The 13,168-nt window shown below is 68.8% G+C and carries 12 protein-coding genes; 6 read left to right on the top strand and 6 right to left on the bottom strand.

Going from position 1 to position 13,168, the window contains the following annotated elements; genetic code table 11:
- Positions 1-7 precede the first annotated feature (7 nt).
- Together lolD and ACZ5MJ_RS12565 are read right to left on the bottom strand one after the other, a co-directional pair.
- A complete protein-coding gene (gene lolD, locus ACZ5MJ_RS12560) occupies positions 8-748 on the bottom strand; it encodes a lipoprotein-releasing ABC transporter ATP-binding protein LolD (RefSeq protein ID WP_464219693.1) in 741 nt (246 codons plus the stop codon).
- On the bottom strand, positions 741-1,991 hold the full coding sequence (locus ACZ5MJ_RS12565) for a lipoprotein-releasing ABC transporter permease subunit (protein WP_464219694.1): 1,251 nt from the start codon (positions 1,989-1,991) through the stop codon (positions 741-743). Before ACZ5MJ_RS12565 ends, lolD begins: the two co-directional genes overlap by 8 nt.
- Before the next feature lie 146 nt (positions 1,992-2,137).
- On the opposite strand from ACZ5MJ_RS12565, the gene ACZ5MJ_RS12570 reads away from it, so the two are divergent.
- Both ACZ5MJ_RS12570 and recJ read left to right on the top strand, forming a co-directional pair.
- The gene (locus tag ACZ5MJ_RS12570) at positions 2,138-3,247 is read left to right on the top strand and encodes a hypothetical protein (protein ID WP_464219695.1); all 1,110 of its coding nucleotides are present in this window, start codon (positions 2,138-2,140) and stop codon (positions 3,245-3,247) included.
- Between the two features lie 55 nt (positions 3,248-3,302).
- Positions 3,303-5,000: a single-stranded-DNA-specific exonuclease RecJ gene (recJ, locus tag ACZ5MJ_RS12575; RefSeq protein WP_464219696.1), complete on the top strand. Its 1,698-nt coding sequence runs from the start codon at positions 3,303-3,305 to the stop codon at positions 4,998-5,000.
- 27 nt (positions 5,001-5,027) lie between these two features.
- Here recJ and ACZ5MJ_RS12580 read toward each other — a convergent pair whose 3' ends face one another.
- The gene (locus tag ACZ5MJ_RS12580; RefSeq protein WP_432259733.1) at positions 5,028-5,747 is read right to left on the bottom strand and encodes a peptidoglycan DD-metalloendopeptidase family protein; all 720 of its coding nucleotides are present in this window, start codon (positions 5,745-5,747) and stop codon (positions 5,028-5,030) included.
- A 192-nt stretch (positions 5,748-5,939) separates the two neighbouring features.
- Here ACZ5MJ_RS12580 and prfB point away from each other — a divergent pair.
- The 4 genes from prfB to ACZ5MJ_RS12600 all read left to right on the top strand — a co-directional run bounded on the left by prfB (position 5,940) and on the right by ACZ5MJ_RS12600 (position 10,531).
- Positions 5,940-7,044, top strand: a protein-coding gene (gene prfB, locus ACZ5MJ_RS12585) for a peptide chain release factor 2 (RefSeq protein WP_432259732.1) whose coding sequence is annotated in 2 segments (ribosomal slippage) — positions 5,940-6,020 and positions 6,022-7,044 — 1,104 coding nt in all. Because the reading frame shifts where the segments join, the coding sequence is not laid out codon by codon here.
- Positions 7,045-7,164: 120 nt separating this feature from the next.
- The gene (locus ACZ5MJ_RS12590; RefSeq protein ID WP_464219697.1) at positions 7,165-7,923 is read left to right on the top strand and encodes an SDR family oxidoreductase; all 759 of its coding nucleotides are present in this window, start codon (positions 7,165-7,167) and stop codon (positions 7,921-7,923) included.
- Between the two features lie 63 nt (positions 7,924-7,986).
- Positions 7,987-9,531 carry a lysine--tRNA ligase gene (gene lysS, locus ACZ5MJ_RS12595; RefSeq protein ID WP_464219698.1) on the top strand — a complete coding sequence of 515 codons (1,545 nt, stop codon included), beginning with the start codon at positions 7,987-7,989 and terminating at the stop codon, positions 9,529-9,531.
- Positions 9,532-9,781: 250 nt separating this feature from the next.
- Positions 9,782-10,531: a glycine zipper 2TM domain-containing protein gene (locus ACZ5MJ_RS12600; RefSeq protein WP_464219699.1), complete on the top strand. Its 750-nt coding sequence runs from the start codon at positions 9,782-9,784 to the stop codon at positions 10,529-10,531.
- Between the two features lie 77 nt (positions 10,532-10,608).
- Here the strand turns inward: ACZ5MJ_RS12600 and iscX are convergent, their stop codons facing one another.
- The 3 genes from iscX to hscA are packed head-to-tail and all read right to left on the bottom strand — an operon-like array spanning position 10,609 to position 13,083.
- Positions 10,609-10,803, bottom strand: coding sequence for a Fe-S cluster assembly protein IscX (gene iscX / locus ACZ5MJ_RS12605; protein WP_432259728.1), 195 nt, complete (start codon positions 10,801-10,803; stop codon positions 10,609-10,611).
- A 35-nt stretch (positions 10,804-10,838) separates the two neighbouring features.
- A complete protein-coding gene (gene fdx / locus ACZ5MJ_RS12610; RefSeq protein WP_464219700.1) occupies positions 10,839-11,177 on the bottom strand; it encodes an ISC system 2Fe-2S type ferredoxin in 339 nt (112 codons plus the stop codon).
- A 40-nt stretch (positions 11,178-11,217) separates the two neighbouring features.
- Entirely contained in the window at positions 11,218-13,083 is a 1,866-nt protein-coding gene (gene hscA / locus ACZ5MJ_RS12615; RefSeq protein ID WP_464219702.1) for a Fe-S protein assembly chaperone HscA, read from the bottom strand.
- Positions 13,084-13,168 lie beyond the last annotated feature (85 nt).

A 13,168-nucleotide genomic window follows, 5' to 3' on the forward strand; every position in this document is an offset into this window, starting at 1 on the left:
GGCCGGCTCAGCGTTCCTGGTGCAGGTGCCCGTCGCGCAGCCGCAGCACGCGGTCGCAGCGGCCGGCGAGGTCCAGGTCGTGGGTGACGATGACAAAGCTGGTGCCAAGCGTGCGCGACAGTTCCAGCATCAGGTCGTAGACGCCGCCGGCGGTGTGGTCGTCGAGGTTGCCGGTGGGTTCATCGGCCAGCACGCAGGCGGGCTGGCCCACCAGTGCACGGGCGATGGCCACGCGCTGGCGCTCGCCGCCCGACAGTTCGCCCGGACGGTGCTTGGCGCGCCCGCCCAGGCCCACGCGATCCAGCACGGCTTGCGCCGCGCCGCGCGCGTCATGCTGGGTCAGGCCGCGGATGCGCATCGGCATCGCCACGTTGTCCAGCGCGGTGAATTCCGGCAGCAGGTGGTGGAACTGGTAGACAAAGCCCAGCGAGCGGTTGCGCACCACGTTGCGCTCGCGTTCGCGCAGCGCGGTGAAAGGCTTGCCGAGCAGCGCGACCCGGCCCGAGTCGGGCTCGTCGAGCCCGCCCAGCACATGCAGCAGCGTGCTCTTGCCCGAGCCCGAGGCGCCGACGATGGCAACCTTCTCGCCCGCATCGACGCGCACGTCGACGCCGCGCAGCACGTCCACGTCGAGTTCGCCCTGGCGGAAGCGCTTGGTGAGTCCTTCGGCCACCAGCACCGGCGAGCCGGTGCGCGGCTGGCCCGACGCAGGCGTGGAAGTATCGGCTTGCAGCACGGCTTCACTCATAGCGCAGCGCCTCCGCCGGGTTGACGCGGGCGGCACGCCAGCTGGGATAGAGCGTGGCCAGCGTGGCCAGCACGAAAGAGATGATGCCGATGGTGGCGATGTCGTTCACACGGGGATCCGAAGGCAGTTCGCTGATGAAATAGATGTCGCGCGGCAGGAACTGCACGTGCAGCACCCGCTCGATGAATGGCACGATCACGTCGATGTTGGTGGCGATCAGCGTGCCGCCGGCCACGCCCAGCACCGTGCCGATAAAGCCGATGGCCACGCCCTGCACGATAAAGATCTTCATGATCGAGCCCGGCTGCGCGCCCATGGTGCGCAGGATGGCGATATCGGCCTGCTTGTCGGTGACGGTCATCACCAGCGTGGACACCAGGTTGAACGCGGCCACCGCGATGATCAGCGTCAGGATGATGAACATCATGCGCTTCTCGGTCTGCACCGCGGCAAACCAGTTGCGGTTCTGCTTGGACCAGTCGCGCAGGTAGAGCTCGCCCGAGAGGGTGCCGGCCAGCTCCTGCGCCACCTGCGGCGCGCGCTGCATGTCCTGCAGCTTCAGGCGCACGCCGGTGGGGCCGCTCAGGCGGAACAGGGTCTCGGCGTCATGCATGTTGATCAGCGCCAGCGCGCTGTCGAACTCGAAATGCCCGGACGAGAACACGCCCACCACGGTGAACTGCTTGAGCCGCGGCAGCACGCCCGCCGGCGTGATGGTGCCCTGCGGCGCGACCAGCGTGACCTTGTCGCCGACCTGCACGCCCATGGCGTTGGCCAGCTCGTTGCCCAGCGCGATGCCGAAGCCGCCCGGCTCCAGCGCGGTCATGCTGCCGGACCGGAACTGGCTGCCGATGTCGGAGACCTTGGGCTCCTGCGACGGCTCCACGCCGCGCAGCAGCACGCCGCGCACGGCATCCTCGCGGGTCAGCATGGCCTGGGCCGCCACATAGGGCGCGGCACCGACCACTTCCTTGTTCTGCAAGGCCTCGCCCGCGGTCTTCTGCCAGTCGGGCAGCGCCGACGGCCCGATCACCTCGATATGCGACAGCACCGACAGCATGCGGTCGCGCACCTCCTTCTGGAATCCGTTCATCACCGACAGCACCACGATCAGCGCGGCCACGCCGAGGGCGATCCCCAGCATCGAGATCATCGAGATGAAGGAAATGAAGGTGTTGCGGCTGGCGCGCTTGCTGGCGCGGGTATATCGCCAGCCGATCTGCCATTCGTAAGGAAAGTTCAAGAGGATTCCTGTTGTTTCGGGATAGCGCCGGTGCCCGGTGGAGGGGCGCCGGCGGCACGCTTGCTGGCGGTCAGGTGCGCCGCCCGCCTGTTGACGGACCGGGCAAGACTGGCGCCGGCCAGCCGGGAGTTTACAATCTCGCCACCATGATGACGCACCTGACCCTGATTGTGCCCTTTTCCGTCCCGCCGGGCGCCGGCGATGACGGCCGGGACGATGTCGTTCCCGGCGCCCTGCTGCGGCAATTGGAGCTGCCAGCGCTCGGAAAGTTGCTGACCCGGGCCGCGCCCGGCCCGCGCGAGCGGCACGACGACCCCTTCCTGCGCAGCCTGCCGCAGGAGCGCTGGCTCGCCGGCAAGGCGGGGCTGGACACGGCCCGGGTGCCTCTGGCGCCCTATATGCGGCTGGCCGACAGTGGCGGCGCCGTCCCGGCCGCCCCCGACGGACAGTCCTGGACCTGCCTGCAGCCGGTGCACATCCACGCCGCGCGCGATCACCTGGTGCTGATGCCGCCCAGCCAGCTGGGCATCCGGCAGCAGGAAGCCACGGCGCTGCGCGCCGCCGTCGACGAACTGCTGCAGGAATCCGGCATTGCGCTGGAGACGCCCTGCCCGCAGCGCTGGTACCTGCCCGAGGCCGTGTTCGGCCCGCTGGAGGCCACCACGCCGCTGCGCGCGGCGGGCCGCAATATCGATATCTGGATGCAGGCCGGCGAGCGCGCCCGCGACTGGCGCCGCCTGCAGAACGAGATCCAGATGACCTGGCACGACCACCGCGTCAACCAGGCCCGCGAGGCCGCCGGCGAGGCGCCGGTCAACTCGGTCTGGCTGTATGGAGGCGGCACGCAGCAGCCGGTGCCGCGGCTGGCCGACACGGTGCTGAGCAACGATCCCTTCCTGAGCGGCCTGGCCCTGGCCGCCGGCAGCCGCGTGCTGCCGGTGCCCGCCGGCCTGGCCGGCAGCGCCGGGACGGAAGGCACGGTGCTGGCCATGCTCGACGGCGCCACCGAAGCGCATATCGCCGAAGACTGGGGCCTGTGGCTGGACCGCATGCATGCGCTGGATGCCGACTGGTTCGGACCGGCGCTGGAAGCCCTGGCGGCCGGCCAGGTCGGCGCGATCACGCTGGTGCTGGGCGGCGAGAACCACTTTGCCGAGTTCACCGTGCGGCGCGCCGACCTGCGCAAGTTCTGGCGCGGCATGGGCCAGCGCGGCGACTGGCGCGCGCTGCTGTCCGACCTCGCCTACGCAGCCTGAAGCCGCCTGACACAACGCCCCGCCCCCACCCGAACCATCACCTGCCGCCCCGCCCATGACCCGGATCGCCATCCGCCAGTATTCCCCCGAACACGCCAGCTCGCTGGCCGCCTCCGGCCTGCATCCCACGCTGGCCCGCATCCTGGCCGCGCGCGGCGTCGCCCGCGCCGCCGAGCTGGCGACCGACCTGCCCGAACTGGTGCCGCCCGCGGCGATGAAGGGCATCGGCCACGCCGCGGCCTACCTGGCCGACGCCATCGCCGCCGGCAAGCGCCTGCTGATCGTGGCCGACTATGACTGCGACGGCGCCACCGCCTGCGCGGTGGGCGTGCGCGGATTGCGCATGCTGGGCGCGCGGGTCGAGTACATCGTGCCGAACCGCTTCGAGTACGGCTACGGCCTGACTCCGGAAATCGTGGCGCTGGCGGCAAGGCAGCAGCCGGACGTGATCGTCACGGTCGACAACGGCATCGCCAGCGTCGACGGCGTGGCCGCGGCCAATGCGCTGGGCATCGACGTGGTGGTGACCGACCACCACCTGCCCGGCTCGGAACTGCCGCAGGCCGCGGTGATCGTCAACCCGAACCAGCCGGGCTGCGAATTCCCCAGCAAGAACCTGGCGGGCGTGGGCGTGATGTTCTACGTGCTGCTGGCGCTGCGCGCCGAGCTGCGCCAGCGCGGGGTCTACACGCAGGCGACCCAGCCGCCGCTGCAGACGCTGCTGGACCTGGTGGCGCTGGGCACGGTGGCCGACGTGGTCAGGCTGGACTCCAACAACCGCATCCTGGTGGCGCAGGGCCTGCGCCGCATGCGCGCCGCACGGATGCAGCCGGGCGTGGCGGCGCTGTTCCGTGCCGCCGGGCGCGAGGCGTCGCGCGCCAATACCTTCGACCTGGGCTTCGGGCTGGGTCCGCGCCTGAACGCGGCCGGGCGGCTGGCGGACATGTCGCTGGGCATTGAATGCCTGCTGACCGACGATGCCAACCGCGCCTGGGAGATCGCGCAGGAGCTGGACAGCATGAACCGCGAGCGGCGCGATATCGAGGCCGGCATGCAGCAGGAGGCGCTGCAGATCCTGGAGCAGCCGCTGGCTGGCCCGGACCCGTCGGCGCGCTTTACTGTCAGCGTGTTCAACGACACCTGGCACCAGGGCGTGATCGGCATCGTGGCGTCGCGGCTGAAGGACAAGTTCCACCGCCCCACGATCACTTTCGCTCCCGGCGACGAGGCCACCGTCAAGGGCTCGGGCCGTTCGATCCCCGGCTTCCACCTGCGCGATGCGCTGGACCTGGTGTCCAAGCGCCATCCGGGCATGCTGCTCAAGTTCGGCGGCCATGCCATGGCGGCCGGGCTGACCGTGCGCGCCGAGCGCTTTGCCGAATTCCAGGAAGCCTTCGAGGCGGTCGGCCGCGAATGGCTGACCGACGACCAGCTGGCGCGCGTGATCGAGACCGACGGCGACATCGAGGACCAGTGCTTCAGCCCCGAATTCGTCACCCTGCTGGAGCAGCAGGTGTGGGGCCAGGGCTTCCCGGCGCCGACCTTCTGCGGCGAGTTCGACGTGCTGCGCCAGAGCGTGCTCAAGGGCAAGCACCTGAAGCTGCAGCTCGGGCGCGGCAGCCAGCGCTTCGACGCGATCTGGTTCAACCACGCCGACTCGCTCGGCGCCAGCGCGCAGGTGGCCTACCGGCTCGACAACAACACCTTCAATGGCGTCACCCGCGTGCAGCTGGTGATCGAGCACGCGCAGTAGCGTGCTCCCCGGGGGCGATACGCGCGTTCAGCCGCGCGACGGCAGGTAGGCCATCGGGTCGACCGGCTTGCCGTTGCCGCGCACCTCGAAATGCAGCTCGCTCTCGCTGGCGCCCATGCGGCCCACCTCCTGGCCCGCCGACACCTGGGCCCCTTCCGTGACCAGCGGCTGGTCCAGGTTGCCGTAGACGGTCAGCCAGTCGTCGTTGTGCTTGACGATCACCAGCATGCCGTAGCCACGCAGGTTGCCCACGTGGATGGCGCGCCCCGCGGCGGCGGCGCGCACCGTGCCATTGGCCGGCACGGCAATGCGCAGGCCCTTGCTGGCCGGCGGCGCGTAGCCCCCGGTAACCCGGCCATCGGCCGGCCACTGGAGGCGGATGCCGCTGGCGGGCGGCCTGGACGAGCCGCTGTCGACGCGCGGGGTATCGGTCACGGTCTGGCCGGTGCCGGTAGAGGCCGGGGCGCTGCCTGACGCACCACCCGGCGGCCGCACGCGGATCAGCTGGCCCACCTCGATCTGGCCGGGGCTGGTGATGTCGCTGTTCCAGCGGGTCAGGTCGCGCACGCTGCGGCGATGCTTGCGGGCGATCGAATACAGCGTGTCGCCGCGTTCCACGCGGTAGTAGCCGTCCGGCACCGGGCCGCCGGTGGTGCCGCAGCCGGCCGCAACCGCGGCCGCGGCGGCCAGCAGCAGGCCCAGCGCGCGGCGCCGGCCTGGTTCGATGTCATGTCTGGTTTGCGTCATTCGTCCCTGTTCTTTGTCGTGCCGGGGGGCGGCTTACGACCGGTATTATCGCCGCCCGGCACGGGGCGGCCCGCCGGATAGACCGCGCGGGGGCCGTTCCGTTCGGTTTGCGGCGCGCCCGGAGCGGCCCGGAAGCCCCGATCCGCCGCGCCGATCCGCTATAATTCAAGGTTTTCGAAGCGCAGGAACATCATGGAAGCAGAACGCCTCAACGCCATCTCCGGTGCCATCTCCGATCTCCGTTCCCGGACGGAAGATCTACGGGGGTATCTTTGACTACGATGTCAAAGTAGGAAGGCTGGACGAAGTCAACGGCTTGCTGGAAGACCCCGACGTCTGGAACAACCCCAAGCGGGCCCAGGACCTCGGCAAGGAAAAGAAGATGCTGGAGGGCGTGGTTGGCGTCCTCGGCAAGCTCACCGACGACCTCAGCGGCGCCGAAGAGCTGTTTGAACTCGCCAGGGAAGAAGGCGACGACGACACGCTCGAAGCGATCGAGACCGACGTCAAGGGCTTCGAGGCCATCGTGGCGGACATGGAATTCCGCCGCATGTTCGCCGGCGAGATGGACCAGGCCAACGCCTTTATCGACATCCAGGCCGGCGCCGGCGGCACCGAAGCGTGCGACTGGGCCTCGATGCTGCTGCGCCAGTACCTGAAGTACTGCGAGCGCAAGGGCTTCAAGGCCGAGGTGCTGGAAGAGTCCGAGGGCGACGTGGCCGGCATCAAGAGCGCGACCATCAAGATCGAGGGCGAATACGCCTTTGGCTACCTGCGTACGGAAACAGGCGTGCACCGCCTGGTGCGCAAGTCGCCGTTCGATTCGTCGGGCGGGCGCCACACGTCGTTCTCGTCGGTGTTCGTCTACCCCGAGGTCGACGATTCGTTCGAGGTCGAGGTCAACCCGGCGGACCTGCGCGTGGATACCTACCGCGCTTCGGGCGCGGGCGGCCAGCACATCAACAAGACCGATTCGGCCGTGCGGATCACGCACATCCCGACCGGGATCGTGGTGCAGTGCCAGAACGACCGCTCGCAGCACCGCAACCGCGCCGAAGCCATGTCGATGCTGAAATCGCGCCTGTACGAGCACGAGATGCGCAAGCGCCAGGCCGAGGCCGACAAGCTCGAAGCCGGCAAGACCGACGTGGGCTGGGGCCACCAGATCCGCTCCTACGTGCTGGACCAGAGCCGCATCAAGGATCTGCGCACCAACGTGGAAATGTCCAACACCCAGAAGGTGCTGGACGGCGACCTGGATCCGTTCATCGAGGCCAGCCTCAAGCAGGGACTGTAAGCAGTACCCGCCGTCCGCCCTGCCGGCGCGGCCGGCGGCGGCACAGCAACCCATCCACCGCTGTACCGCCGCCCGCGCCACACCGGCACGGCGGCAGAGCGACACCTCGACCGGGGCACCATGAGCGAAGCCAATCACCTCTACATCATCACCGGCGCCTCGCGCGGGCTGGGCGCGGCACTGACCAATGCCCTGCTCGTGCCGGGCAATCGCCTGATCTGCGTGGCGCGCAGCCGCAACAACGAGCTCGAGCGCATCGCCACCATGAGCGGCGTGCCGGTGGCCTGGCACCTGCAGGATCTGTCGCAGGCCGGCCCGGCGGCATCCTGGCTCGCCAGCGTGCTCGACACGCTCGACCTCCCGCCGACCAGCGCCACGCTGATCCTGAACGCGGGCGTGGTCGAGCCGATCGGCCCGGTCGCGAATCTGCAGGAAAAGACCCTGGTGCCGCACCTGCTGACCAACCTGGCGGCGCCGATGACGATGACCGCGGCCTTCCTGGAGCGCACCGAGAAGTTCGGCTGCCCGCGCAAGGTGCTGGCCATCTCCTCCGGCGCGGCGCGCCGCCCGGTCGAAGGCTGGAGCGCCTATTGCGCCGGCAAGGCCGGGCTCGACATGTTCATGCGCTCGGTCAACGCCGAGTACGCCCAGGCCGAGGCGCCGGGCACCGTGCGCGCGGTGGCGCTGGCCCCGGGCGTGATCGACACCGGCATGCAGGCCACCATCCGCAATGCCGACTTCGCCCAGGTGCAGCGCTTCCGCGAGCTCAAAGCCAATGAACAGCTGGCATCGGCCGAGGAAACCGCCGGCCGCATCGTCGCCTACCTGCACCGCCCGGATTTCGGCAGCACCGAGCTGGACGATCTCCGCAACCACTAAGCCGCACCCATCAAGCCATCTGAATCCGCGCGCGGCACGCCGCGTGCGATCCGACAAGACATCATGACTGAACCGAACCGCGCCCAGGCCAAGCCAGCCGCCGCAGACACCCCCGCCGTCGACGAGAACAAGATCATCGCGGAGCGGCGCGAGAAGCTGGCCGCGCTGCGCCAGCAAGGCGTGGCCTTCCCCAACGATTTCCGCCCCACCCACCAGGCCGCCGCGCTGCAGGCGCAGTACGCCGAGACCGAGCAGGCCACGCTCGAGGCCGCGCCGGTCGAGGTCGCCATCGCCGGGCGCATGATGCTCAAGCGCGTGATGGGCAAGGCCAGCTTTGCCACGGTGCAGGACGGCAGCGGCCAGATCCAGTTCTACATCACCCGCGACAAGGTCGGCGAAGAGGTCTACGCCGCCTTCAAGCACTGGGACCTGGGCGACATCATCAGCGCCCGCGGCGAGCTGTTCCGCACCAACAAGGGCGAGCTGTCGGTGCAGGTGCGCGAGCTGCGCCTGCTGTCCAAGTCGCTGCGCCCGCTGCCGGACAAGTTCCACGGCCTGGCCGACCAGGAAATGAAGTACCGCCAGCGCTATGTCGACCTGATCGTGTCGCCGGAGACGCGCAACACCTTCCGCGCCCGCACCAACGCGATCTCGTCGCTGCGCCGCCATATGGCCGATGCCGGCTTCATGGAAGTGGAAACGCCGATGCTGCACCCGATCCCGGGCGGCGCCGCGGCCAAGCCCTTCATCACGCACCACAATGCGCTGGACATGCAGATGTTCCTGCGCATCGCGCCTGAGCTGTACCTGAAGCGCCTGGTCGTGGGCGGTTTCGAGCGCGTGTTCGAGATCAACCGCAACTTCCGCAACGAAGGGGTGAGCCCGCGCCACAACCCCGAGTTCACCATGATGGAGTTCTACGCGGCCTACACGGACTACCGCTGGCTGATGGACTTCACCGAGGACCTGATCCGCAAGGCCGCCATCGATGCCCGCGGCAGCGCCGTGCTGACCTACCAGGACCGCGAACTCGACTTGTCCAGGCCGTTCCATCGCCTGACCATCTGCCAGGCGATCCAGAAATTCGCGCCGCAGTACACCGACGCGCAACTGGCCGATGCCGGGTTCCTGCGCACCGAGCTGAAGAAGTTCGGCGTCAACACCAACGCGCCGCAGTTCCTCAACGCCGGCCTGGGCACGCTGCAGCTGGTGCTGTTCGAGGAAACCGCCGAAAGCCAGCTGTGGGAGCCGACTTTCATCGTCGACTACCCGGTCGAGGTCTCGCCGCTGGCGCGCGCCTCGGACACGGTGCCGGGCATTACCGAGCGTTTCGAGCTGTTCATCACCGGCCGCGAGATCGCCAACGGCTTCTCGGAGCTGAACGATGCCGAGGACCAGGCCGACCGCTTCCGCAAGCAGGTCGAGCAGAAGGACGCCGGCGATGAAGAAGCCATGTACTTCGACGCCGACTACATCCGCGCGCTGGAATACGGCATGCCCCCGACGGGCGGCTGCGGCATCGGCATCGACCGCCTGGTGATGCTGCTGACGGACAGCCCGAATATCCGCGACGTGATTCTGTTCCCGCACCTGCGCCGGGAAGACTGAGCAGGCACTTCGGCAGTGAAACAACCCCACCGATCCGGTGGGGTTTTTACTTTGGGCAACGCCAAAGTCATGCCAGGCCGCCGAATGTTACAGTCCGGCCCCGGATTACGCGCCACAATCAACCATAACTCATTGATCCAAAAGACATTTTCCGCCTACATATATTTACAAAATCAAACGGAAATCGTCCCCCGCTTCGGCCACACTGATTCCATCCCCACGCGGCCTTCGCCGCACCGGAGCCATAACAATGCAAAGCCAAGCCACCTCGAACGACAACACCCCTGCCCCGCTGCCGACGCAACGCCGGCTGCATCCGCTTGTCGGTGCGGCAGCCGTCGCCGTGGTGATCGCCAGCCTGACCGCAGTCGCCGCCGTGACCGGCGTGCTGCCGATCGGCAAGGCCAGCCCTGACCTGCAGGCGCAGGCCGGTGCGCAGGCAGACCCGCAAGGACCGCTGCCGGTCACGGCGGCTCCTGCCCCGGGCAGCACCACCCGGCCGCCGGTCTACGACGACGGCCAGCCGCGCCTGGCCAGCCAGGACGCCGCCCGTTCGCCGCAAGCCGCACCGCGCGCCGCCCCGGCACGCCAGCAGGCCGCGCCGCGCGACAGCGAAGCCGGCAGCAGCCAGGGCGCCGATGCCGAACGCCAGCTCCCCAAGGGCAGCCCCTATGCCGGCCGCATTGTCGCCGTGACGCCGGTCCAGACCCAGAAGCCCAACACCAGCGGCCTGGGCGCGCTCGGTGGCGCCGTGGTTGGCGGCCTGCTGGGCAACCAGGTCGGCAGGGGCAACGGCCGCATCCTCGGCACCGTGGTCGGTGCCGTGGGCGGCGGCGTGGCCGGCAACCAGATCGAGAAGGCCGTCAGCAAGGACACGCACTACGAAGTGCGCGTGCGCATGGACGACGGCAGCCACCGCAGCTTTACCTACGAGAAGGACCCCGCCGTACAGGTGGGCGAGCGCGTACACCTGGAGAACGGCGCGCTGGTGCGTGGCTGACCCGGCTCTGTCCCGCGGCACAAAAGCAAGAGGCCGGCATCTCGCCGGCCTCTTGCTTCAACCTGATACGACGGGCGTTACTCCGCTTCCTGGATCCAGGCCTGCTGGATCGCCTCCAGGATCTTCTCGCCCGAACGCTCGGGCACGTCGGCAAAGCCCTCGAGCTCCAGCACCCAGCGGCGCAGGTCGGTAAAACGCACGCCACCCGGATCGACGTCCGGGTACTTGTCGTACAGGGCAGCCGCGATGGCGTAGGTATCGGTCCACTTCATGAGGTGTTTCTCCGCTGAGGTCAGTGCCGGGCCGCTCAGTGGCCTTCCTTGGCGTGGTTGATGGTGTACTTCGGGATCTCGATGGTCAGGTCTTCCTCGTCGACGATGGCCTGGCACGACAGGCGCGAGTTCGGCTCCAGCCCCCAGGCCTTGTCGAGCAGGTCCTCTTCCTTCTCTTCCGCCTCGTTGAGCGAGTTGAAGCCCTCGCGCACGATCACGTGGCAGGTGGTGCAGGCGCACGACTTCTCGCACGCATGTTCGATCTCGATGCCGTGGGAGAGCAGCGCGTCGCAGACGCTGACGCCCTTCTCGGCTTCGATCACCGTCCCTTCGGGGCAGTATTCGACGTGAGGCAAAATAATGATCTGGGGCATGTGGTGTCCTGATATCTGTATAACGGTGCGGGCCCGGTGATCAGCCCAGCTCCTGCACCTTGCGCCCGGCCAGCGCGCTCTTGATCGAACGGTCCATGCGGCGGGCTGCAAATTCGTCGGTACCGTGCGACAGCTTTTCCACTGCCGCGTGGATGGCGTGATGGTCCTCGCCGGCGGCGATCTCGCGCACCGTGGCCATCAATGCTTCCACCGCGGTGCGCTCTTCGGCCGACAGCAGGTCGCCATCGGTTTCCAGCGCGCGCTGCGTGGCCTCGACCAGGCGGTCGGCTTCCACACGCTCTTCGGCCAGCGCGCGGCTCTTCATGTCGTGCTCGGCTTCGCGGAAGCTGTCCTGCAGCATGCGGGCGATATCGTCGTCGGCCAGGCCATACGACGGCTTGACCGTGACCGAAGCCTCCACGCCCGAATGGGTCTCGCGCGCGGTCACCGACAGCAGCCCGTCGGCGTCGACCTGGTAGGTCACGCGGATGCGCGCCGCGCCGGCCACCATCGGCGGGATGCCGCGCAGCTCGAAGCGCGCCAGCGAGCGGCAGTCGCTGGCCAGCTCGCGCTCGCCCTGCAGCACGTGGATCGCCATCGCAGTCTGGCCGTCCTTGAAGGTGGTGAATTCCTGCGCGCGCGCCACCGGAATGGTGCTGTTGCGCGGGATGATCTTCTCGACCAGGCCGCCCATGGTCTCCACGCCCAGCGACAGCGGGATCACGTCGAGCAGCAGCCAGTCTTCGCCCGGGGCATGGTTGCCGGCGAGCAGGTTGGCCTGCATCGCGGCGCCCAGCGCCACCACGCGGTCCGGGTCCAGGTTGGTCAGCGGGGTCTGGTCGAAATAATCGCCCACCGCCTTGCGGATCGACGGCATGCGCGTGGCGCCGCCCACCAGGACCACACCCTTGACCTCGTCGGGCCCGACGCCCGCGTCGCGCAGCGCCTTGCGCACCGGCGCCAGGGTCTTCTGCACCAGGTGCGCGGTGATCTGGTCGAAGATCTCGACAGTCAGCGTCAGATGGACGATCTCGCCGGAATCCAGCACGGCGTCGATCACGGTGCTGTCGCTTTCCGACAGCGCTTCCTTGGCCGCGCGCGCACGCACCATCAGCAGGCGCATGTCCTGCGCCGACAGCGGCTGCAGGCCGGCCCGCTCGACGATCCAGCACAGCAGGCGCTGGTCGAAGTCATCGCCGCCCAGGGCCGAGTCGCCGCCGGTGGCGAGCACCTCGAACACGCCCTGCGTGAGCTTGAGCACCGAGATGTCGAAGGTGCCGCCGCCCAGGTCATAGACCGCGTAGATGCCTTCCGAGGCGTTGTCCAGGCCGTAGGCGATGGCCGCGGCGGTAGGCTCGTTGAGCAGGCGCAGCACTTCCAGGCCGGCCAGGCGCGCGGCGTCCTTGGTCGCCTGGCGCTGGGCCTCGTCGAAGTAGGCCGGCACGGTGATGACCGCGCCGACCAGGTCGTCGCCAAGGCTGTCTTCGGCGCGCTGGCGCAGCGTGGCCAGGATCTCGGCCGAGATCTCCACCGGGCTTTTCACGCCGGCGGCGGTCTTGATCTGCAGCATGCCCGGCGCATCGACGAAGTCGTACGGGCTGTGCTCGATATTGGCCACGTCGCGCAGGCCGCGGCCCATGAAGCGCTTGACCGAGACGATGGTGTTCTTGGGGTCGCGCACCGCTTCTTCCTGGGCCCGGTAGCCGATATGGGCGGTACGGTCCGGCAGGTAGCGCACGACCGAGGGCAGCAGCGCGCGGCCGCGCTCGTCGCCCAGCACCTCGGGGATGCTGCTGCGCACCGCGGCCACCAGCGAATTGGTGGTGCCGAGGTCGATGCCGACGGCCAGGCGGCGTTGGTGGGGCGCCGGCGACATGCCGGGTTCGGAAATCTGGAGCAGTGCCATGGTAATTCTTCGCTGTCTTGTACGGCAGGGAAACCGCCATGCGGGCCGCATGGGGGCCGTTTTCGCGCCGGGCGCCATTGTGTCA

This window comes from Cupriavidus sp. LA-1 (genome assembly GCF_055385985.1).

Coding starts and splice junctions, on each gene's coding strand:
- hscA (WP_464219702.1), bottom strand. CDS start 13,083: ATGGCACTGCTCCAGATTTCCGAACCCGGCATGTCGCCGGCGCCCCAC.
- iscX (WP_432259728.1), bottom strand. CDS start 10,803: ATGAAGTGGACCGATACCTACGCCATCGCGGCTGCCCTGTACGACAAG.
- lysS (WP_464219698.1), top strand. CDS start 7,987: ATGACTGAACCGAACCGCGCCCAGGCCAAGCCAGCCGCCGCAGACACC.
- ACZ5MJ_RS12600 (WP_464219699.1), top strand. CDS start 9,782: ATGCAAAGCCAAGCCACCTCGAACGACAACACCCCTGCCCCGCTGCCG.
- recJ (WP_464219696.1), top strand. CDS start 3,303: ATGACCCGGATCGCCATCCGCCAGTATTCCCCCGAACACGCCAGCTCG.
- ACZ5MJ_RS12590 (WP_464219697.1), top strand. CDS start 7,165: ATGAGCGAAGCCAATCACCTCTACATCATCACCGGCGCCTCGCGCGGG.
- lolD (WP_464219693.1), bottom strand. CDS start 748: ATGAGTGAAGCCGTGCTGCAAGCCGATACTTCCACGCCTGCGTCGGGC.
- ACZ5MJ_RS12570 (WP_464219695.1), top strand. CDS start 2,138: ATGATGACGCACCTGACCCTGATTGTGCCCTTTTCCGTCCCGCCGGGC.
- ACZ5MJ_RS12580 (WP_432259733.1), bottom strand. CDS start 5,747: ATGACGCAAACCAGACATGACATCGAACCAGGCCGGCGCCGCGCGCTG.
- fdx (WP_464219700.1), bottom strand. CDS start 11,177: ATGCCCCAGATCATTATTTTGCCTCACGTCGAATACTGCCCCGAAGGG.